Source organism: Citrobacter sp. Cpo091, from assembly GCF_030332645.1.
Classification (GTDB): Bacteria; Pseudomonadota; Gammaproteobacteria; order Enterobacterales; family Enterobacteriaceae; genus Citrobacter; species Citrobacter portucalensis.
Map to the genome: position 1 here is coordinate 290394 of NZ_JAOWHL010000039.1, position 21639 is coordinate 312032.

The 21639-nt window shown below is 53.5% G+C and carries 21 protein-coding genes and 3 tRNA genes; 9 read left to right on the plus strand and 15 right to left on the minus strand.

Annotated features, from left to right (window positions below; translation table 11 throughout):
• Window positions 1-64: 64 nt before the first annotated feature.
• Together radA and serB are read right to left on the minus strand one after the other, a co-directional pair.
• The gene (gene radA / locus OGY04_RS17755; RefSeq protein WP_286585752.1) at window positions 65-1447 is read right to left on the minus strand and encodes a DNA repair protein RadA; all 1383 of its coding nucleotides are present in this window, start codon (window positions 1445-1447) and stop codon (window positions 65-67) included.
• An 83-nt stretch (window positions 1448-1530) separates the two neighbouring features.
• Entirely contained in the window at window positions 1531-2499 is a 969-nt protein-coding gene (gene serB, locus OGY04_RS17760) for a phosphoserine phosphatase (RefSeq protein ID WP_003829946.1), read from the minus strand.
• Between the two features lie 115 nt (window positions 2500-2614).
• On the opposite strand from serB, the gene OGY04_RS17765 reads away from it, so the two are divergent.
• Complete coding sequence (locus OGY04_RS17765) at window positions 2615-3256, plus strand: YtjB family periplasmic protein (protein WP_003829948.1); 642 nt, start codon at window positions 2615-2617, stop codon at window positions 3254-3256.
• Between the two features lie 37 nt (window positions 3257-3293).
• Window positions 3294-4310 carry a lipoate--protein ligase gene (gene lplA, locus OGY04_RS17770; protein ID WP_286585755.1) on the plus strand — a complete coding sequence of 339 codons (1017 nt, stop codon included), beginning with the start codon at window positions 3294-3296 and terminating at the stop codon, window positions 4308-4310.
• A gap of 150 nt (window positions 4311-4460) precedes the next feature.
• Here the strand turns inward: lplA and deoD are convergent, their stop codons facing one another.
• From deoD to deoC, 4 genes are all read right to left on the minus strand, one after another.
• On the minus strand, window positions 4461-5180 hold the full coding sequence (gene deoD / locus OGY04_RS17775; RefSeq protein ID WP_000224864.1) for a purine-nucleoside phosphorylase: 720 nt from the start codon (window positions 5178-5180) through the stop codon (window positions 4461-4463).
• A gap of 204 nt (window positions 5181-5384) precedes the next feature.
• Window positions 5385-6608 (minus strand): phosphopentomutase, encoded by a 1224-nt coding sequence (gene deoB / locus OGY04_RS17780; protein ID WP_286585756.1) that lies wholly within the window; start codon window positions 6606-6608, stop codon window positions 5385-5387.
• 51 nt (window positions 6609-6659) lie between these two features.
• Window positions 6660-7982 (minus strand): thymidine phosphorylase, encoded by a 1323-nt coding sequence (gene deoA / locus OGY04_RS17785; protein ID WP_003845626.1) that lies wholly within the window; start codon window positions 7980-7982, stop codon window positions 6660-6662.
• 135 nt (window positions 7983-8117) lie between these two features.
• Window positions 8118-8897, minus strand: a complete 780-nt coding sequence (gene deoC, locus OGY04_RS17790) for a deoxyribose-phosphate aldolase (protein WP_003019042.1) — start codon at window positions 8895-8897, stop codon at window positions 8118-8120.
• A gap of 261 nt (window positions 8898-9158) precedes the next feature.
• Between deoC and OGY04_RS17795 the strand changes: the two genes are divergently transcribed.
• Together OGY04_RS17795 and OGY04_RS17800 are read left to right on the plus strand one after the other, a co-directional pair.
• The gene (locus tag OGY04_RS17795; RefSeq protein WP_100271540.1) at window positions 9159-10709 is read left to right on the plus strand and encodes a YjjI family glycine radical enzyme; all 1551 of its coding nucleotides are present in this window, start codon (window positions 9159-9161) and stop codon (window positions 10707-10709) included.
• Complete coding sequence (locus OGY04_RS17800; protein WP_286585757.1) at window positions 10681-11544, plus strand: YjjW family glycine radical enzyme activase; 864 nt, start codon at window positions 10681-10683, stop codon at window positions 11542-11544. Before OGY04_RS17795 ends, OGY04_RS17800 begins: the two co-directional genes overlap by 29 nt.
• Window positions 11545-11926: 382 nt before the next feature.
• Here OGY04_RS17800 and OGY04_RS17805 read toward each other — a convergent pair whose 3' ends face one another.
• The 8 genes from OGY04_RS17805 to holD form a co-directional block, all read right to left on the minus strand.
• Complete coding sequence (locus tag OGY04_RS17805; RefSeq protein ID WP_267454149.1) at window positions 11927-12703, minus strand: metal-dependent hydrolase; 777 nt, start codon at window positions 12701-12703, stop codon at window positions 11927-11929.
• The gene (locus OGY04_RS17810) at window positions 12700-13773 is read right to left on the minus strand and encodes a patatin-like phospholipase family protein (RefSeq protein ID WP_008786128.1); all 1074 of its coding nucleotides are present in this window, start codon (window positions 13771-13773) and stop codon (window positions 12700-12702) included. Before OGY04_RS17810 ends, OGY04_RS17805 begins: the two co-directional genes overlap by 4 nt.
• A 120-nt stretch (window positions 13774-13893) precedes the next feature.
• Window positions 13894-14055, minus strand: a complete 162-nt coding sequence (locus OGY04_RS17815) for a DUF1328 domain-containing protein (RefSeq protein ID WP_003019081.1) — start codon at window positions 14053-14055, stop codon at window positions 13894-13896.
• Window positions 14056-14182: 127 nt separating this feature from the next.
• Window positions 14183-14800: a molecular chaperone OsmY gene (gene osmY, locus OGY04_RS17820; protein WP_048214994.1), complete on the minus strand. Its 618-nt coding sequence runs from the start codon at window positions 14798-14800 to the stop codon at window positions 14183-14185.
• A 308-nt stretch (window positions 14801-15108) separates the two neighbouring features.
• A complete protein-coding gene (gene prfC, locus OGY04_RS17825) occupies window positions 15109-16698 on the minus strand; it encodes a peptide chain release factor 3 (RefSeq protein ID WP_003829982.1) in 1590 nt (529 codons plus the stop codon).
• A 92-nt stretch (window positions 16699-16790) separates the two neighbouring features.
• On the minus strand, window positions 16791-17471 hold the full coding sequence (gene yjjG / locus OGY04_RS17830) for a pyrimidine 5'-nucleotidase (RefSeq protein ID WP_008786125.1): 681 nt from the start codon (window positions 17469-17471) through the stop codon (window positions 16791-16793).
• Between the two features lie 14 nt (window positions 17472-17485).
• A complete protein-coding gene (gene rimI / locus OGY04_RS17835; protein ID WP_003829985.1) occupies window positions 17486-17932 on the minus strand; it encodes a ribosomal protein S18-alanine N-acetyltransferase in 447 nt (148 codons plus the stop codon).
• Complete coding sequence (gene holD / locus OGY04_RS17840) at window positions 17901-18314, minus strand: DNA polymerase III subunit psi (protein WP_003829988.1); 414 nt, start codon at window positions 18312-18314, stop codon at window positions 17901-17903. The genes rimI and holD overlap by 32 nt, the downstream gene beginning before the upstream one ends.
• A gap of 103 nt (window positions 18315-18417) precedes the next feature.
• Between holD and rsmC the strand changes: the two genes are divergently transcribed.
• From rsmC to OGY04_RS17860, 4 genes are all read left to right on the plus strand, one after another.
• On the plus strand, window positions 18418-19449 hold the full coding sequence (gene rsmC / locus OGY04_RS17845) for a 16S rRNA (guanine(1207)-N(2))-methyltransferase RsmC (protein WP_071446015.1): 1032 nt from the start codon (window positions 18418-18420) through the stop codon (window positions 19447-19449).
• 222 nt (window positions 19450-19671) lie between these two features.
• Window positions 19672-19758 (plus strand) — tRNA-Leu (locus OGY04_RS17850).
• A 28-nt stretch (window positions 19759-19786) separates the two neighbouring features.
• A tRNA-Leu gene (locus OGY04_RS17855) sits at window positions 19787-19872 on the plus strand.
• Between the two features lie 32 nt (window positions 19873-19904).
• Window positions 19905-19990: transfer RNA gene (locus OGY04_RS17860), tRNA-Leu, on the plus strand.
• A gap of 39 nt (window positions 19991-20029) precedes the next feature.
• Here OGY04_RS17860 and OGY04_RS17865 read toward each other — a convergent pair.
• Window positions 20030-20266, minus strand: a complete 237-nt coding sequence (locus OGY04_RS17865; protein WP_003019100.1) for a DUF1435 domain-containing protein — start codon at window positions 20264-20266, stop codon at window positions 20030-20032.
• Window positions 20267-20521: 255 nt separating this feature from the next.
• Here OGY04_RS17865 and OGY04_RS17870 point away from each other — a divergent pair, with 255 nt between their 5' ends.
• Window positions 20522-21598 carry a GGDEF domain-containing protein gene (locus OGY04_RS17870; RefSeq protein WP_279850923.1) on the plus strand — a complete coding sequence of 359 codons (1077 nt, stop codon included), beginning with the start codon at window positions 20522-20524 and terminating at the stop codon, window positions 21596-21598.
• The last annotated feature ends 41 nt before the right edge of the window (window positions 21599-21639 follow it).

Below are 21639 nucleotides of genomic sequence, written 5' to 3' on the forward strand. Positions count from 1 at the left end.
CGTAACACTGCCTGATGGCGCTTCGCTTATCAGGCCTACAAAATCAGTATGTACGGGTATTTGATTATAGGTCGTCAAACACGCTTAACGCATCCGCAAGCTTCTTAACGCCAAAGACCTGCATGCCTTCCGGTATTTTTTTCGGTACGTTAGCGGCAGGGACAATCGCCCGGCGAAAGCCGTGCTTCGCCGCTTCCGAAATACGCTCTTGGCCGCTGGGTACCGGACGGATTTCGCCCGCCAGCCCCACTTCGCCAAAGACCACTAAATCCTGTGGCAGCGGTCTGTCACGCAGGCTGGAGACCATTGCCAGCAGCAACGCCAGGTCGGCGCTGGTTTCGGTGACTTTTACGCCGCCGACTACGTTAACGAACACGTCCTGATCCGCCATCTGCAAGCCACCGTGACGATGCAGCACCGCCAGCAGAATCGCCAGACGGTTCTGTTCCAGACCGACCGCCACGCGACGCGGGTTCGCCATCATCGAATGATCGACCAGCGCCTGAATCTCTACCAGCAGCGGGCGCGTGCCTTCCCAGACCACCATCACCGAACTGCCGGAGGTGACCTCATCGCCACGGCTTAAGAAGATAGCGGAAGGGTTGCTGACTTCACGCAGGCCCTGTTCGGTCATAGCAAAGACGCCCAGTTCGTTCACCGCGCCAAAGCGGTTTTTATGGCTACGCAGAGTACGGAAACGGGAATCGGCGTCACCGTCGAGCAGTACCGAACAGTCAATACAGTGTTCGAGCACCTTCGGCCCGGCCAGCGAGCCGTCTTTGGTGACGTGGCCGACCATGACAATCGCCACGCCGCGCGTTTTGGCAAAGCGCGTCAGGTAAGCCGCCGTTTCACGCACCTGCGCCACGCTGCCCGGCGAAGACTGAATATCCGCCATGTGCATTACCTGAATGGAGTCGATCACCATCAGCTTCGGCTGTTCTTCTTCGGCAATCAGGCAAATTTGTTCGATACTGGTTTCCGACAGCATATTCAGATTCGCTGTCGGCAAACCGAGCCGGTGCGCACGCATCGCCACCTGCTGCAGTGACTCTTCACCGGTGACGTACAGAGTTTTCATCTGCTCAGCAAGCTTGCACAGCGTTTGCAGCAGCAGCGTTGATTTCCCCGCGCCGGGGTTACCGCCAATCAGAATAGCGCTGCCGGGTACCACACCACCGCCCAGCACGCGGTCAAACTCTTTAAATCCAGTGGAAAAACGCGGCAGTTCTTCAAGGCTGATGTCAGACAGCTTCTGCACTTTTGCCACGCCCGCATTCCCGGCATAGCCACTGAGCCGCTCGTTACGCGCCACCGTTGGCGATGCGGCAAGGCGCACCTCGGTAATGGTATTCCAGGCCTGACAGGCGCTGCATTGCCCCTGCCAGCGCGGGTAATCGGCCCCGCATTCATTACAAACAAAGGCGCGTTTTGGAGCTTTGGCCACGTTTTACCTCTTTCGTTAACGCTTTTGCCGGATGGCGCAGGCGCTTATCCGGCATACGGACACCCTGCCATCAGGCAATTTAATCATTTCTGGTTCATGCTGCCGGAGAGAATGCAGAACACGCCCATCAGGTCAGCGTGGCGGATAGTAATCTCCGTCTTTTCATTCACTTTCGGTTTAGCATGATACGCAATACCCAGCCCGGCCGTTTTGATCATCGGCAGATCGTTAGCACCGTCGCCGATCGCCACCGTCTGCGCCATCGGGATCTCATATTCTTGTGCCAGGCGGGTCAGGGTATTGGCTTTGTACTGGGCATCGACGATATCGCCGATCACGTTGCCGGTAAATTTACCGTCCATGATCTCCAGCTCGTTTGCCACAGCCGCCGTCAGACGCAGTTTATTACGCAGGTAATCGGCAAAGAAGGTAAAGCCGCCAGAGGCAATAGCCACTTTCCAGCCGAGCGTTTCCAGTTTTAACACCAGCTGTGTCAGGCCTGGCATCAGCGGCAGCGTTTCGCGCACCTGGTGCAGAATATTGGCATCAGCACCCTTCAGCGTCGCCACGCGACTACGCAGGCTGGCGGTAAAGTCCAGTTCGCCGCGCATTGCGCGTTCCGTGACTTCCGCAACCATCTCACCGGTTCCAGCCAGTTTAGCAATTTCATCAATGCATTCGATCTGGATTGCCGTTGAGTCCATGTCCATCACCAGTAAACCCGGTGTGCGCAGATGCGGAATTTTACCTAGTGGCGCAACATCCAGTTTGGCATCATGCGCCAGTTTTGCCGCGCGCGGCGTTAACGAACCCGCCAGGCGAATCACCTGATAATCCTCGACGCACCAGGCAGCAACAATCACCATCGCCGCGCCCAGTTTGCTCTGGTATTGCGTTAAACGTTGTTTATCCAGCCCACGACCGTACAGCAGCCAGCCACTGCGGCCCGCGTGGTAGTCCAGCGGCATGACTTCATCGCCACTTAAAGAGAGAGGCAGACCTGGCCACAGAGAAACATCTTCAGGTAGATCGCACCAGGTTATGTTAGGCATTAAAGCTCCTGTAAAATCGTTCGGGTCGGAATCATCAGGGGAAAATAACGCATGAGGCTACCCTGTAACCAGCGCTTCTGGCAACATTAAGTCTCAAATTTTCAGCAGGTGGAATATGGCTCGCGCAAAACTGAAATTCCGACTTCATCGTGCAGTGATTGTATTGTTCTGTCTTGCGCTGCTTGTCGCCCTGATGCAGGGCGCATCCTGGTTTAGTCAAAGTCACCAGCAGCAGCGTAATCCGCAGCTCGAAGAGCTGGCCCGTACGCTGGCCCGCCAGGTGGCGCTAAATGTTGCTCCGCTAATGCGTACCGAAACGCCGGATGAAAAACGCATCAAAGCGGTACTCACACAGCTGACGGAAAGTAGCCGTATTCTGGACGCTGGCGTGTACGATGAACAGGGAGACCTGATTACGCGTACCGGCGAGAGCGTCAACGTTCGTGACCGACTGGCGCTCGACGGCAAAAAAGCCGGGGGTTATTTTAACCAGCAGATTGTCGAACCCATTCAGGGGAAAAATGGTCCGCTGGGCTATTTGCGTCTGACGCTGGATACCCACACCCTCGCCACCGAGGCGAAGCAGGTAGATAACACCACCAATATCTTACGCCTGATGCTGCTGCTGGCGCTGGCGATTGGCGTCGTGCTCACCCGTACCTTATTGCAAGGCAAGCGTACCCGCTGGCAGCAATCCCCTTTCCTGCTGACCGCCAACAAACCGGTGCAGGAAGAAGACAACGAGAAAAAAGAGTAAAAGCAGTAAAAACTGTAAAACAGAAGGGAAATCAACCATGACTACACTACGCCTGCTTATCTCAGACTCTTACGATCCGTGGTTTAACCTCGCGGTCGAAGAGTGCATTTTTCGCCAGATGCCCGCCACGCAGCGCGTCCTGTTCTTGTGGCGTAACGCCGATACGGTGGTGATTGGCCGGGCGCAAAACCCGTGGAAAGAGTGTAATACCCGCCGTATGGAGGAAGACAACGTGCGGCTCGCCCGCCGTAGCAGCGGCGGCGGCGCGGTGTTCCATGACTTAGGTAATACCTGCTTTACCTTTATGGCCGGTAAACCGGAGTACGACAAAACCATTTCCACCGCGATTGTCCTCAACGCATTGAATTCTCTGGGTGTGACGGCGGACGCCTCCGGGCGTAACGATCTGGTTGTGAAAACGCCAGACGGCGATCGCAAGGTTTCAGGCTCTGCTTATCGGGAAACGAAAGATCGCGGCTTCCACCACGGCACGCTGCTGCTAAATGCCGATCTCAGCCGCCTGGCAAATTATCTCAATCCCGACAAAAAGAAACTCGCGGCAAAGGGGATCACCTCTGTCCGTTCACGGGTGGCGAATTTGACGGAGCTGTTACCGGGCATCACCCATGAACAGGTCTGTCAGGCCATCACGGAAGCCTTTTTTGCTCATTATGGCGAACGCGTTGAAGCGGAAGTGATCTCACCAGATAAAACGCCGGACCTGCCAAATTTTGCCGAAACCTTTGCCCGCCAGAGCAGTTGGGAATGGAATTTTGGTCAGGCACCTGCTTTCTCGCATCTGCTGGACGAGCGTTTCACCTGGGGTGGCGTTGAGCTGCATTTCGACGTCGAAAAAGGTCATATCACGCGCACACAGGTGTTTACCGACAGTCTCAATCCCGCGCCGTTAGAAGCGCTGACGGAGCGGCTACAGGGCTGCCAGTATCGCGCCGATGTTTTACAGCAGACTTGCGAAGCGCTGGTTACGGAATATGCGGATCAGGAAAACGAGCTGCGTGAACTGGCAGCGTGGGTGGCGAAGGCCGTGCGTTAAGCGATTAGTGGCGAATTGCCGGATGGCGGCTGCGCCTTATCCGGCCTACAAGACCGCTCCTGTAGGCCTGACAAGCGAAGCGCCATCAGGCATTAATAGCGGCATTTCCGTAGGCCCGGTAAGCGAAGCGCCACCGGGCCACAACAACCCTTACTCTTTATCGCCCAGCAGAACGGATTCCAGCGCGATTTTGATCATGTCGTTGAAGGTCGTCTGACGTTCAGCGGCAGTGGTCTGCTCGTGAGTACGGATATGGTCGGAAACGGTGCAGATGGTCAGCGCTTTTGCACCAAATTCCGCAGCAACACCGTAGATGCCCGCCGCTTCCATTTCCACGCCCAGCACGCCGTATTTTTCCATCACGTCGAACATTTCACCGTCCGGAGAGTAGAACAGGTCTGCGGAGAACAGGTTACCTACGCGCGCGTCTACACCCAGTGCTTTTGCCGCATCAACCGCGTTACGTACCATGTCAAAGTCAGCGATAGCCGCAAAGTCATGATCTTTAAAACGGATACGGTTCACCTTGGAGTCGGTGCAGGCGCCCATACCGATAACCACGTCACGCAGTTTAACGTCCATACGCACAGCGCCGCAGGAGCCTACGCGAATGATTTTCTTCACGCCGAAATCGGTGATCAGCTCTTTGGTGTAGATGGAGCAGGACGGGATACCCATACCGTGACCCATAACGGAGATCTTACGGCCTTTGTAAGTACCGGTAAAACCTAACATGCCGCGAACGTTGTTCACTTCACGAACATCTTCGAGGAAAGTTTCAGCAATATGCTTTGCACGCAGCGGGTCGCCCGGCATCAATACGACGTCAGCGAAATCACCCATTTCTGCATTAATATGTGGAGTTGCCATTTTTTGTCCTTATTTCGTTGTTATTGCCTGATGGCGGCTACGCCTTATCAGGCCTACAAAACGTATGCAAAACAGTGAAATACCCTAAGGATTTCGCGTTGTAGGAAGGCGACGAATTCGTGAATCCCCGGGAGCATAGATTCACTATGTGACCGGGGTGAGCGAATGAAGTCAACGCATCTACAGCGCGAAAGACAACGGGTATTACAGCATGTTTTTACCGTAGTCCATCGGTGACGTACCAAAGTAGCTCGCCAGCGTCTGACCGATATCCGCGAAGGTTTCACGGTGACCTAAAGAACCTGGTTTCACTTTCGGGCCGTAGACCAGTACCGGGATGTGTTCACGGGTGTGGTCAGTGCCGGTCCAGCTTGGGTCGCAGCCGTGGTCAGCGGTTAGGATCAGAATGTCATCTTCACCCACCAGCTCCATCAGCTCAGGCAGACGGCGGTCGAACAGTTCCAGGCCCGCAGCATAACCGGCGATATCGCGACGATGTCCCCAGGAAGAGTCGAAATCAACGAAGTTGGTGAAGACGATGGTCTTATCACCTGCTTCTTTCATCTCTTTGATGGTGGCGTCGAACAGCGCGTCCAGACCGGTGGCTTTCACTTTTTTGGTGATGCCGCAGTTAGCGTAGATATCCGCGATTTTACCGACGGAAACCACGTGACCGTCTTTTTCGTCGACCAGTTTCTGCAGCACGGTCGGTGCTGGCGGCTCAACGGCCAGGTCGTGACGGTTACCGGTACGCTGGAAGTTACCGGCTTTATCACCGATAAACGGACGTGCAATAACACGACCGATGTTGTAACCACCTTCGGTCAGCTCTTCACGTGCGATTTCACACAGCTCGTAGAGTTTATCCAGGCCAAACGTCTCTTCGTGGCAAGCAATCTGGAACACGGAGTCAGCGGAGGTATAGAAAATCGGCTTGCCGGTTTTCATATGCTCTTCACCCAGCTGATCCAGGATCACGGTACCGGAAGAGTGGCAGTTGCCGAGGTAGCCTGGCAGGTTGGCACGTTTTACCAGTTTATCCAGCAGTTCCTGCGGGAAGCTGTTTTCATGATCGGAGAAATATCCCCAGTCAAACAGAACCGGGACACCCGCGATTTCCCAGTGGCCGGACGGCGTGTCTTTCCCGGAAGAAAGTTCATGCGCCCATGCGTAGGCACCAATCACTTCCGCGTTACCGTTCATACCAGCAGCAATTTTACCGGTAGAACCTTCGTGAGCTTTCACCAGGCCCAGACGGGTCAGGTTAGGCAGATTCAGTGGACCTTTGCGACCATTGTCAGCCTCACCTTTCGCACAGGCTTCTGCAATGTGTCCCATAGTGTCTGAACCTACGTCGCCAAAGCGATCCGCATCTTCAGTCGCACCAATACCAAAGGAGTCCAGCACCATAATAAATGCACGTTTCATCTTGTTCTCCATACATCTGCGCCGCAAAAAAGCGATCAGATCAGTATACAGTTATTCGGTAATACGACGATAGACTGTCGGTGTAATTTCTGGCGCTTTATCGTCAAGGCTAATTGCCGCTTTGACCGCTTTCGCCGCTTCCTGCCAGCTGGCTTCGTCTTTCGCGTGGATCACCGCCAGCGGGCGTTGTCCGTCTACGCTGTCGCCCAGACGCGCCATATCGCTAAAGCCAACGCTGTAATCAATGGTGTCCGAAGCCTGACGACGACCGCCGCCCATGGAAACGACCGCCATCCCCAGCGCGCGGGTATCCATCGCACTGACAAAGCCTTCGGTATCAGCATATACCGCTTTGCTGAGCATTGCCGTCGGCAGATACTTCGCATAATTTTCGACGAAATCGGTCGGGCCTTTTTGCGCCGCAACCATGCGACCAAAAATCTCTGCCGCTTTACCGTTGTCCAGCACGGTCTGCAATTTCGCACGGGCTTCGGCGTCATCTTTCGCCAGATTACCGGAGATCAGCATTTCCACGCACAGCGCCATGGTGACGTCTAACAGACGTGGATTGCGGTATTCACCGGTCAGGAACTGCACCGCTTCGCGAACTTCGACCGCGTTACCTGCGCTGGAGGCCAGCACCTGGTTCATATCGGTTAACAGCGCAGTGGTACGTACACCCGCGCCGTTTGCCACACCGACAATCGCTTCAGCAAGAGCTTCAGAAAGCTCGTAGGTCGGCATAAAGGCGCCGCTGCCCACTTTCACATCCATCACCAACGCATCCAGCCCTTCCGCCAGTTTTTTCGCCAGAATGGAACCGGTAATCAACGGGATGGAATCCACCGTCGCGGTAATATCGCGGGTGGCATAAAAACGTTTATCCGCCGGTGCGAGCGAGCTGGTTTGCCCAATAATCGCCACACCCACGTCTTTAATAATTTCACGGAAGCGCGCGTCGTCCGGGAAGATGTCAAATCCAGGAATCGCTTCCAGTTTATCGAGCGTACCGCCGGTATGCCCCAGGCCACGCCCGGAGATCATCGGAATATAGCCGCCGCACGCTGCGACCATCGGGCCTAACATCAGTGACGTTACGTCACCCACACCGCCGGTAGAGTGTTTATCCACAATCGGGCCGTTCAGCTGCAGGCTTTTCCAGTCCAGCACGGTTCCTGAATCACGCATTGCCATGGTCAGCGAAACTCGCTCAGGCATTGTCATATCGTGGAAGAAAATGGTCATCGCCAGGGCGGCGATTTGCCCTTCAGAGATGGTGTTGTCGCGAATACCATTGATAAAGAAACGAATTTCTTCATCGCTCAGCGCATGACCATCACGTTTTTTACGAATAATTTCTTGTGCGAGAAACACGGTAACCCCCAGGGGAAAAGAGTAGAAGGCCGTTGTAGGCCGGGTAAGCAACGCGCCACCCGGCAGTCGTCTTAATGCCGGATGGCGGCTACGCCTTATCCGGCCTACGTCGCTACAGCTCCGGCAATATAAGGCTTAGTAGCTGCTTGCGCTCTTGCCGTCGCCGTGACCCAGCGCTTTCAGCAGGCTCGCCAGCAGGCTGGATGCGCCAAAACGGTAGTGACGAGAATCAGCCCAGTCAGCGCCAAACAGTTCATCGGCAATCGCCAGGAACTGCTGTGCATCTTCTGCAGTGCGCACGCCACCAGCCGGTTTGAAACCTACAGTTTTAGAAACACCCATGTCGCGGATCACTTCCATCATGATGCGTGCGCTTTCCGGCGTCGCATTGACCGGCACTTTACCGGTAGAAGTTTTGATGAAATCAGCACCGGCTTTGATGGAGATTTCAGACGCTTTGCGAATCAGTGCTTCTTCTTTCAGCTCACCGGTTTCGATGATGACTTTCAGCAGCACGTTTGCCGCCGCACACGCGTCTTTGCAGGCTTTAACCAGATCGAAACCAATCTGCTCGTTACCGGCGATCAGCGCACGGTACGGGAACACCACGTCAACTTCATCTGCGCCGTAAGCAATCGCCGCGCGGGTTTCAGCCAGCGCAATCTCGATGTCGTCGTTGCCGTGCGGGAAGTTGGTTACGGTTGCAATGCGGATGTCCGGCGTGCCCTGCTCTTTCAGGGTCTTACGCGCAATAGGGATGAAACGCGGATAGATACAGATTGCGGCAGTGTTGCCAACCGGGGTCTTCGCCTGATGACACAGCGCGATCACTTTTTCATTGGTGTCGTCGTCATTCAGGGTAGTCAGGTCCATCAGTTTCAGTGCACGCAGGCTGCTTGCTGTTAAATCGGTCATAACATTCTCCAACGGCATCGCCGTATAAAATTTCACCTTGCGAGTTTGTTAGTATTCTAACATCCGCTCGCTATTACACTTCGATATACATCACAGTTAATGAAAACCACATACAGATTTGCATTACTCTAATGAGATCTACTTCAAATAAATCACCTTTTCTAAAGGGATGCGGTGGCATCAGGCGCATCCGGATCAAAGGTTGCGGCGGCGTTGCTTTCTACAATGGCGTTACACCTTCGGGATAAAAAGGAATCAACGATGCCCACTTCAAGCGAACTCGCGCTGCAACAGCGTTGCCAACAAATCGTGACCAGCCCAGTGCTCAGCCCTGAGCAGAAACGCCACTTTCTGGCGCTGGAAGCTGAGAACGCGCTGCCTTACCCGCAACTGCCTGCACAGGCACGTCAGGCGCTGGATGATGGGGTAATCTGCGATATGTACGAAGGTCATGCCCCGTTCAAACCGCGCTATGTTTTACCCGATTACGCGCGTTTTCTGGCCAATGGCTCATCGTGGCTGGAGCTGGAAGGCGCCAGGGATCTTGATGACGCATTATCCTTACTCACTATTCTTTACCACCATGTTCCGTCAGTGACGTCGATGCCGGTTTATCTCGGCCAGCTCGATGCCTTGCTGCAACCGTATGTTAGAATTCTAACACAAGACGAGATCGATATTCGAATAAAACGTTTCTGGCGTTATCTCGACAGAACCCTGCCAGACGCGTTTATGCATGCCAATATCGGCCCCGCCGATACACCAGTTACTCGTGCAATTTTACGCGCAGATGCAGAGTTAAAGCAGGTTTCGCCTAATCTGACATTCATTTATGACCCGCAAATCACACCTGACGATCTGCTGCTCAACGTGGCGCAAAATATCTGCGAGTGCAGTAAGCCGCATATTTCCAACGGCCCTGAGAATGATAAAATTTTCACAAAAGGTCAGTATGGCGTCGTCAGTTGTTACAACTCTTTGCCGCTCGCCGGGGGGGGAAGCACGCTGGTCAGGCTTAATCTGAAAGCCATCGCAGAGCGCAGCACCTCTGTCGATGACTTCTTTACGCGCACCCTACCGCACTACTGCCAGCAGCAAATCGCCATCATTGATTCACGATGTGAATTCCTCTATGAGAAATCACATTTCTTTGAGAATAGCTTCCTCGTGCAGGAAGGGTTGATTGATCCCGAACGTTTTGTGCCTATGTTCGGGATGTATGGACTGGCGGAGGCGGTTAACCTGCTGTGCGATAAGTCGGGACAGAATGCGCGCTATGGGAAAGATGAGTTCGCCAATCAGCTCGGCTATCGTATTAGCGCCTACCTGGCGGAGTTTGTCGAAAACACCCCGGTGAAATATGGCTGGAAGCAGCGCGCGATGCTGCATGCACAGTCGGGCATCAGTTCTGACATCGGCACCACGCCAGGGGCACGCCTGCCTTACGGCGATGAGCCGGACCCGATCACCCATCTGCAAACCGTCGCGCCACATCACGCGTTTTATCACGCCGGGATCAGCGACATTCTCACTCTGGATGAAACCATCAAGCGTAATCCTCAGGCGCTGGTGCAGTTGTGCCTCGGGGCGTTTAAAGCCGGAATGCGCGAGTTTACCGCCAACGTGAGCGGCAACGATCTGGTTCGCGTTACGGGTTACATGGTGCGCCTGTCAGATCTGGAAAAGTATCGCGCCGAAGGGTCACGAACCAACACCACCTGGCTTGGCGAAGAAGCCGCGCGCAATACGCGCATTCTGGAACGACAACCTCGCGTGATTAGCCATGAACAGCAGATGCGCTTTAGTCAGTAGGCTGATTCCTTTCTCCTGCGTCGATGGGCCGGGCAGTCGTCTGGCTCTGTTTCTGCAAGGATGTAATCTGCGCTGTAAAAATTGCCACAATCCGTGGACGATGGGACGCTGCAACGACTGCGGGGAGTGTGTGCTGCATTGCCCGCATGAGGCGCTGAACCTGAGCGCGGGGAAAGTGTGGTGGCAGTCCGATGTGTGTCAGCTGTGTGACACCTGCCTGCACATGTGCCCCCAGCAGGCCACGCCGATGGCGCAGAGTATGAGCGTTGATGAAGTGCTGCAACATATTCGTAAAGCGTCACTGTTTATCGAAGGGATAACCGTTAGTGGCGGTGAAGCGACTACCCAGCTCCCCTTTATTGTGGCGCTATTTACCGCGATAAAAACCGATCCGCAGTTGCAACACCTGACCTGCATGGTCGACAGCAACGGCATGCTGAGCGAAACCGGCTGGCAGAAGCTGCTGCCGGTGTGCGACGGCGTAATGCTGGATTTAAAAGCCTGGGACAGCACGTGTCATCGGCAGCTTACCGGCCGCGATAACACGCTGATTAAACAAAGCATTACCTTTTTGTCCGGGCAGCGAAAACTGGCGGAACTCCGCCTGCTGGTTATTCCTGGTCAGGAAGATTATCTACAGCATATCGATGCGCTGGCGGCGTTTATCAAACGCACCGGTGACGTACCGGTACGGCTGAATGCCTTTCATGCGCACGGGGTGTATGGCGAAGCGAAGGACTGGCCGAGCGCCACGCCGAAGGATGTGGAACACCTGGCGCAAAGATTGCGCGAGCGCGGGGTGGATAATTTGATCTTCCCGGCGCTGTACCTGTGATTGCCGGATGCGGCTACATCATTTGCAGGCCGGAGAAAACACAGCCACCATCCGGCAAAGTTATACCTGATGCGCTTTGCTTATCAGGCCTACGGAGCGCCTACTTTTGTAGGCCGGATAAGACGCAGCCGCGATCCGGCGAAGTTATGCCTGATGCGCTTTGCTTATCAGGCCTACGAAGCGCACACTTTTGTAGGCCGGATAAGGCGCAGCTGCCATCCGACGAAGTTATGCCTGATGCGCTTCGCTTATCAGGCCTACGGAGCGCATACTTTTGTAGGCCGGATAAGGCGCAGCCGCCATCCGGCAAAAATATGCCTGATGCGCTTTGCTTATCAGGCCTACGAAGCGGACACTTTTGTTGGCTGGGTACGCCATCCAATCACATGTTAAACAACGCCGTGGCATTACGATACAGCGCGTCAGCGATCACGTCCGCAGGTTCCGGGCGCAGTTCGCATAAGACGTCAAAGACTCTGACTACCTGCTCCGGGCGATTGGGCTGCCCCTGAAAGCCGTTGAGCGGCATATCCGGCGCGTCGGTTTCCAGCAACAGCGATTCCAGCGGCAGTTGCGCTATTACCTCGCGGGTTTTACTGGCGCGCGGATAGGTAATAGTGCCTCCCACGCCAATTTTGTATCCCAGTTGCACAAAGCGCTCTGCCTGCTGCACGCTCCCGGAAAAACCATGCACCACGCCAGTTCGTGGCAAAGTATGACGTTTCAGGTGCATCGCCAGCTTGTCATGGGTACGCCGCGAATGCAGGATCACCGGCAATTCATACCGCTTCGCCAGCTTTAGCTGCGCTTCCAGCACCCGCTCTTGCTTTTCGAATTGCGGATCGTCCCGATACAGATCCAATCCAATCTCGCCTACCGCCACCAGCTTTTGTGGGCGCTTATCCAGCTCCTGTTGCAACTGGTCCAGGCAGTCATCGCTATGTTGTTCAATAACAATGGGATGCAGACCAAGCGCGGAAAACAATGGAGGATAATTTTTCACTAACGCCAGTACGCGGGGAAAATTCGCCGCCTGGGTGGCCGGAACGATAATGCTCTGTACACCAACCTCCGCCGCGCGCTGAATGCTGGCAGATTCATCGCCGGTAAACGGCGGGAAATCAAAGTGACAATGCGTATCGATAAAACGATAACTCACGCCAAATCCTCATTATCAAACGTTGTGTCGTTCGCCTGAGGCGCATCGGTCACCACTGGCACATGGGCATCGTTGGCCACCGGCGCGGGAGGAACTACCACCGGCCCCGGCACCACAATCTTCGGCGTCTGACGAGGCAGCGGCGCATTTTTCGCCAGCAGTTTGCCGACTGTCGCCAGAAAGTAACGACCGCACAGGCGTCCGGTTTTGTAATCTTCCCTCAGTGCCGGAATACGGCTGCCCAACGCCATGCTATGGAGTGGTTTTGGCGGATAGATCTCAAAAATACGCAGCTTGCCCGGCGGCTTCTCAATAAAACTCTGGATAGCACGATAGCTGGTCTCATGATGCTGCACCAGATTCAGAAACGGTTGCAGGCTACTTTCACCCAACCAGCGCTCCATACGTTTGAACCACTGCGGGGTGTAGTACATTTGCGAAGGCACAGTGCGAATCACTACCAACGTTTTTGCCCCCTGCTTCGCTGCCTCCTGCACAGGTATGGCATCACTAACTCCTCCATCCAGATAGTTCACGCCGTCCAATACAACCCCTGTGCGGTAGAACCCGGGAATCGCGCTGGAGGCTCGAATGAGGTCGAGCCAGTTTTGCCGGTTCGGCGAAAAATAGCCGGGCGTGTAATCATCGCCCCGACAGGCGCACATATAAAACGCTTTCCCTGCGGCAAACAGACGCTCGGCGTTATCCATTGCCAGCGGCATCTGGGACGCAGTCGAATCCACCAGCCAGTCGAGATCGATTAAGTTTCCCCCGCGCACAAAGCGCACCGGGTCAAAAAATTCGCGTCGGGTAGTGTATCGCATAATAACTTTGCGGCCGTAACCGGGCTGGTTACAGAGATAGGCTGAAAGGTTTTGCGCGCCAGCGGACGTCCCGTAGAAGAGCTCAAAAGGATTAAACTGCGCGCGCATGAATTCATCCAGTACGCCAGCGGTAAAGATACCTCTTTGTCCCCCACCCTCGCACACCAGCGCCATATTGCCTGGTTGAAACGGACGTAACGATAACGGCGCAATATTACCGAGCGTGACGGGTATTCTCTGCCCCACCTCTGCCTTCCTGTTGTTTTTGTAATAGAGCAACAAAGTAACGCAAATTGCCTGACGCTAAAACCGTAAAAGCCAGTCCAATGGACTGGCTTAGTAGCAATTTTTCTTTACGGCTATGGGCTAGGGTCGTTTACGCCCGGTAAACAGGCTGACCAAAAACAGAATGATCCCCACCACAAACACAATTTTCGCTGCGCCGGCTGCAGTACCCGCCAGTCCACCAAAACCGAGTGCGGCGGCAATTAACGCGATAACCAGAAATATGATGCCCCATCGAAACATATGCTTCTCCTTTACCATAGTTAATTTCACCGCTTGATATGAGCGCTCAGGCTGCCCATCGGCGATATTTTCAGTGTGGTGCACAACACGCCTCCCGACAAACGTCAGGAGGACGAATTAAGTCTAATTACTGAGTTTTGAGATCGTTTTTGACGCTTTTCACGCCATCAATCGCTTTGGCGATGCTCTCAGCACGATCGCTTTGAGCCTGTGAATCGACGGTGCCTGAAAGTTGCACTACGCCCTCGGTGGTCTCAACTTTCACCTTCCGGGAAGGGACGATATCATCGGCCAGCAGCTTGGCTTTTACCTCACTGGTGATTGCCGTATCGCCCGCATAGCCTTTAACGGAGGTTTCTTTACTATCACGCACGTGCAGTTTGTCGCTAACGGAGGTCACACCCTCAACGCCTTTCGCCACTTTCACCGCTTCTTCGGCCTGTGCCTGGCTTTCAACAAACCCGCTTAGTGTCACCACCTTTTGATCTGTTTTGACGGAAATATCGGTGCTCTTAATACTTTCGTGGTCCACCAGCGCGGCTTTTACTTTCGCGGTGATGGTGCTGTCATCCATGAAATTACCGACTTTGTTCATAGAGCTATCGACTTTCTGCCCCGCACTTTCGACGCCGGATTGCGCTTTATCCATCGTGGCGTTTTCTGCATAAGCAGAACCCGTTGCAACAGCGGAGGTCAGCATCACGGCCAGCAGCGTTTTAGAAATCTTAAGTCCTGTCATTGTCATCGATGTATTCCTGTATGTTTTGCTAAAAGCTATGCTCTGCCGTTACACGGCCTGAACCAGCAACTAATCTTGTAAGTGGAATAAATATCAGCAATAGACGCTGCAACAGGCAGCCTAAAAAGCATTTAACGCCGATATTTATGTCATCACATTGTTAAATATAGTTCACGATTTCGTGATCGCAGTCAGAATTGATTAAAAAACAGGCAAACAAAAGAAAAACGCGAGGTTTTAAGAACATTCCGCAAGGGATTTAAAAGACAGGAAAAGTTGCAGGACACGGCGGATACCGTGCCCTGGAAGGTCGATTAGTGTTCGCGTGTTTTACGGAACTGAACGTCCGGGTAACGTTCCTGGGTGAGATTCAGGTTAACCATGGTTGGTGCGATATAGGTGAGGTTATCGCCGCCATCCAGCGCCAGCTGAATTTCGTTCTTACGCTTAAACTCTTCGAATTTCTTCACGTCAGAACATTCTACCCAGCGCGCAGTCGCCACGTTGACGGATTCATAAATCGCTTCAACGTTGTACTCGCTCTTCAGACGTGAAACCACCACGTCAAACTGCAGCACACCGACAGCGCCCACGATCAAATCGTTATTGGCGATCGGACGGAATACCTGCACTGCGCCCTCTTCTGACAGCTGAACCAGCCCTTTCAGCAGCTGTTTCTGCTTCAATGGATCCTTCAGGCGAATACGACGGAACAGCTCCGGTGCGAAGTTCGGAATACCGGTGAACTTCATCATTTCGCCCTGGGTAAAGGTATCGCCGATCTGGATAGTGCCGTGGTTATGCAGACCGAGAATATCGCCCGGATACGCTTCTTCCACATGAGAACGGTCACCGGCCATAAAGGTGAGTGCGTCGGAGATCACCACGTCTTTACCAATGCGCACCTGGCGCATTTTCATGCCTTTCTCATACTTGCCGGATACCACACGCATGAACGCCACGCGGTCACGGTGTTTCGGGTCCATGTTGGCCTGAATTTTAAACACGAAACCGGTGAACTTCTCTTCTGAGGCTTCGACGACGCGGGTGTCGGTTTTACGCGGCATCGGCGCAGGCGCCCACTCCACTAGGCCGTCCAGCATATGGTCAACGCCGAAGTTACCCAGCGCGGTACCGAAGAAGACCGGGGTGATTTCGCCCGCGAGGAACAGCTCATGGTCGAACTCGTTGGACGCGCCCTGCACCAGCTCCAGCTCGTCGCGCAGCTGCTGTGCCAGGTCTTCACCCACGGCAGCATCAAGTTCCGGGTTGTTCAGACCTTTAACAACACGCACTTCCTGAATGGTGTGTCCTTTACCGGTCTGATACAGGTAAGTTTCATCTTTATAAAGGTGATAGACACCTTTGAACAACTTACCGCAGCCAATCGGCCAGGTGATTGGCGCACAGCCGATTTTCAGTTCGTTCTCGACTTCATCCAGCAGCTCCATCGGATCGCGGATGTCACGGTCGAGTTTGTTCATAAAGGTCAGGATCGGCGTATCGCGCAGACGGGTAACTTCCATCAGCTTACGGGTACGATCCTCGACGCCTTTTGCGGCATCGATAACCATCAGGCAGCAGTCCACCGCCGTCAGAGTACGATAGGTATCTTCGGAGAAGTCTTCGTGCCCCGGGGTGTCCAGCAGGTTCACCAGGCAGTCATGATACGGAAACTGCATCACAGAGGTGGTAATGGAGATACCACGCTGCTTTTCCATTTCCATCCAGTCAGATTTTGCATGCTGGCTGGAGCCACGGCCTTTTACCGTACCGGCGGTCTGAATGGCCTGTCCGAATAACAGTACCTTTTCAGTAATTGTCGTTTTACCGGCATCCGGGTGAGAAATAATGGCAAAAGTGCGGCGTTTGGCCACCTCTTGCAAATAAGGAGACAACGTCATAGTCAAATCTTCTTAGGTAAGCACGGCAACAGGCCGGGCAAGTTGAATACGAAAAATTGCGGCTATTTTACCCATCAACGGGGGGGAGGCAATCAGTGTTTACACAGGAGCTGCTCCAGTTCGCTTAATGACGCTACGGTCCAGGTCGGCTGAATGCCCGCTGGCTGCTCGCGGTGGTGCGTATTTAGCCAGCAGGTGGATAGCCCGGCGTTAATGCCGCCAAGAATATCGGACTCTGCGGTGTCACCCACCATCAGCACGCGAGAACGGTCAGGATTACCCGCCTGCTCCAGCGCATGGTCAAAAATACGGGGGTCGGGTTTTGCCACCCCAACCTGCTCAGAAATCACCAGCAGGTCGAAATAGTCGCGCAGCCCCGTCCGCTCAAGGCGGATTTGCTGCAACGCGGTAAAGCCGTTAGTAATGATGCCGATTTTCGTTTTATCGCGAATCGCATTGAGCAGAGAAACCGCCCCCGGCAACGGTGAGCAGATCTCCGCCATCGCATTGATGAATGCGTCATTAAGCTGGCCCGGTTCAACCTTCAGGCGTTCGGCCCAGCTCTGAAAACGGGCATGCTGCAGTTGTAATGAGGTAATCGCGCCGTTTTGATAATCCACCCACAGCGGTTTATTCACGGCCTGGTAGTCCTGAAAATCTTCAGCGGTAAAGGTAATGCTATAGTCGAGAAACATCCGCTGTAAGCCGGTAAACGAGTCAAACGTAAACAGCGTTTCGTCGGCATCAAAGAAAATCCAGTCCCACTTCTTCATCATTACACCTTATCTTACATGCTGATTGGCAACGCCATGATGATGGCGTCTTCGTGACCATCGGCCGTTGGATAGTAGTTGCGACGGATCGTCGCCTCGTTAAAGCCTAAGCTTTCGTACAGCGCGATAGCGGCCGCATTCGAGGCGCGCACTTCAAGCCACAGGGTCAAAATGCCACGCTTTTCCAGCTCATCGATCAGATGCTCCAGCAGCTCACGCCCCAGGCCCCGGCGCTGAAAGTCAGGATCGACGGCGATATTGAACAACGTCGCTTCATCCAGTACGACCTGCGTAATTGCAAAGGCGGCCATCACGTCGTCAACCCTCAGCTGAAAATTGAGGTAGCGATCGCCCTGGTTGCTGGCAAATGTTTTTTCACTCCACGGAAAAGCGTGGGCGCGTTTTTCAATCTGAAATGCTGCGGGTAAATCAGTCGGCTCGAGGGAAGAAATCGTGTTCATATGCGCAGATTTGTTGCCATAACGCGGCGCGTGCCGCTGGGTTTTCCCGTAATTCATTAAACGCAGGACTCTCGACCTGAGCGCCCTCCAGCAGCAGCGGCTCTTCGGTTCCCAGCCGCCAGCTATTACAGCGACTGCCTTGCGGCAGCATGGCGACACGGTCAGGCGTCAGTTGTAAAACCTGATCCGGGCTAACGGTTAATGCGCGTAAAATATCGCTGATCAACGGTTCGGTTAGCGCGGGTAACTGTGCAGCAACCATCACCAAACGGACATGCGCAGGAATGGAAATCGCGATCTCGCCCTGCAGTGCGCCAGGACGACGCAAGGACCACTGCGTAATGCCCAGTTGCTGTAACTGCCAGTCTCGTCGGGATGTCATAGCGAAACACTCCTGTCTATCAGGGGCGCAAATATAGCAAATTTGTCGAATCCGTGCCATCAAACAACTATAATCCCCCGCTGTACAATTTAAGGAGCATTCCATGTCTGCTTTTACCCCGGCAAGTGAAGTCTTGCTGCGCCACAGTGATGATTTCGAACAAAGCCGTATTCTGTTTGCCGGTGATTTGCAGGATGACCTGCCTGCCCATTTTGAAAGCGCCGCCAGCCGTGCGCACACCCAGCAACTTCACCACTGGCAGGTGCTTAACCGCCAGATGGGCGACAACGTCCGTTTCAGCCTCGTCGCGCAGGCCGATGACGTTGCCGATAGCGATACGCTGATCTACTACTGGCCGAAGAATAAGCCAGAAGCCCAGTTCCAGTTGATGAACATTCTGTCGCTGTTACCGGTGGGCACCGATATTTTTGTTGTCGGCGAGAATCGCAGCGGCGTACGTAGCGCAGAGCAGATGCTGGCCGAATACGCACCGTTAAACAAAGTCGACAGCGCACGTCGCTGTGGCCTGTACCACGGTCGTCTGGAAAAACAGCCGGTCTTTGATGCAGAAAAATACTGGGATGAATACCAGACAGAAAATCTGACCATCAAAACGCTGCCGGGCGTCTTCAGCCGTGACGGTCTGGATGTTGGCAGCCAACTGCTACTCTCCACGCTGACGCCGCACACCAAAGGCAAAGTGCTGGATGTCGGCTGTGGCGCAGGCGTTCTCTCCGTCGCCTTAGCCAGCCACTCGCCGAAAGTGCGCTTAACCCTGTGCGATGTTAGCGCCGCCGCCGTTGAAGCCAGCCGCGCAACGCTTGCAGCCAACGGCATTGAAGGTGACGTCATCGCCAGTAACGTCTTTTCTGACGTAACGGGTCGTTTTGATATGATCATCTCCAACCCGCCGTTCCACGACGGTATGCAGACCAGCCTTGATGCCGCACAAACGCTGATTCGTGGCGCAGTGCGTCATCTCAACAGCGGTGGTGAACTGCGTATTGTGGCGAACGCCTTCCTGCCTTATCCGAAGGTACTGGATGAAGTGTTTGGCTTCCATGAAGTTATCGCGCAGACCGGACGTTTCAAGGTCTATCGCACCGTGATGACGCGCCAGGCGAAAAAAGTCTAACGGCTGTAGGCCAGATAAGGCGTTTACGCCGCCATCCGGCGTGATACCGAGCAACGCCGGATGGCGCTATCGCTTATCCGGCCTGCATAAAACGCCAAAAACCGAAGAAACGCCTTTTTTTTCGGCAATCACGTTAAGTTCGAAAATTAACTGTTGACGCCCTGCATAAAATCTCTAGAATTCGCCCCCGTGGTAACGATACTTTTTGAGTGTCGATGGTATGCGAAGGTGGCGGAATTGGTAGACGCGCTAGCTTCAGGTGTTAGTGTCCTTTCGGACGTGGGGGTTCAAGTCCCCCCCCTCGCACCATAATCCACGTTGATATTGCTCGCACTGGGCGAAGGTGGCGGAATTGGTAGACGCGCTAGCTTCAGGTGTTAGTGTCCTTAGGATGTGGGGGTTCGAGTCCCCCCCCTCGCACCAACGAGGCGATATCAAAAAAATAAGATGACTGTGCGAAGGTGGCGGAATTGGTAGACGCGCTAGCTTCAGGTGTTAGTGTCCTTAGGATGTGGGGGTTCGAGTCCCCCCCCTCGCACCAATTATCTTATTTCCCTCTCGATTTCCTTCTCTGTTTTGTTCATCCCTGATTCCAGTTCATCATTACCAAAACAATGCCACCAATCAGTGCCGCGCATGAAGGTAACAAAACAAAGTGCCGTAAACGTTTGTGGTACAGCATGAGCGAAGTCAGCAGTAATCCTAATACAATCATCACCTTCCATACGTAGACCGACAGGTCGCTATATGCCATCCCGGCAATCAACATTCCCGGCAGCAGAACACCCCATCCACTGCCCAGCGTACGTTGCAACATGATTTCACCTATGACATTGATAATGATAACCAATATCATATGATAAAATTTCTCATTTGTCAGCCGTGAAGCACTATCAATTATATGAGTTTTACTTAACGATTGATGACATGAATAATCCAAGGTGATAAATTGCTCAGCGGTTTGCTCTTCAACTAAAAACAATAAAAACCTCTGCGAATGATACCCCGTTCGTTATTTGTTTTATTTACCAACACACCTTCGTACATTGCAGATAACTAACAATATTTACCTATGACAGTACAATCCTGGCGAACTCTGCGCACAAAAAAATACCAACTCTCTTTACGACTGTTTCTGCTGCTCAACGCAGTCTCCGCGCTGTTTACGCTTTTTTTCCCACTGTTTGCGGTCAAAGCCTTATCAGTACCGGCGTTGCTGATGCTGGTGATGAGTACACTGCTGCTGGTATGGCATGGGAAATACGCGGATAAAAGAATTAATCTCCCTTTTATTTCAATCGTTTTTGGCTTGTTATGGGCGTTACATATATTCTTGAAATATAATGATCTAGGTCAGAATGATTATTATTTCCTGTTAATAGCGCTGCTCAGCGTACTGTTTATTGGCTCTATCGCTTTTGCCAATAATATCATCGCGTTTACGCTCCACTCACTCCCCTCCGTCGCCGTTTGTTTATGGCTTAACGGCAGCGAACATGGTTTGCGGATTTTCTATTTTATGGCGCTGCCTATGGCCGGTATCGCCATTCAGCATGTGATACAAAAGCGCTACGATGGATTCGCTCAGCAACTGATGTACAAACTGCTGGAGGAAAGGGAAACCCTGAACGGGCTCAGCATGCTCGACCCGCTAACCGGTTTGTATAATCGCCGGGGGCTGCAACACCGGCTCGATACGCTGTTGGCTCTGAGTAATTCGAGGCACTTCGTTCTGCTGCTGGATATCGACCATTTCAAATCCTATAACGATCATTACGGACATATGATGGGCGACCAGGCGTTGATCCGTGTTTCTGCCGCCATCCGAGACTCCGTACGCTCCCGGGACGTGGTGGCGCGTTTTGGCGGTGAAGAGTTTATGATTTTGCTGACCGCGGTCGATCCACAGCAGGCCCAGGCTGCCGCCGAACGTATCCGCCAGAAAGTGTACGATCTTAAAATCCCTCACATGTTTAATGAGAGCGTGGCAACCAACGTAACCGTCAGTATCGGCATTGCACCTCTGGTAGAACAGGATATTGATGCTGCTATCGCCAAAGCGGATAAAGCCCTTTACGAGGCCAAGAATCTTGGACGTAACAATACGCTGGTCAGCGATGAGCTGCGGGTAAACTGCCCCTCAACCTGAGCTTTCTGTGCGCTGCCGCTCGGGATGGCGACAAAGATCTT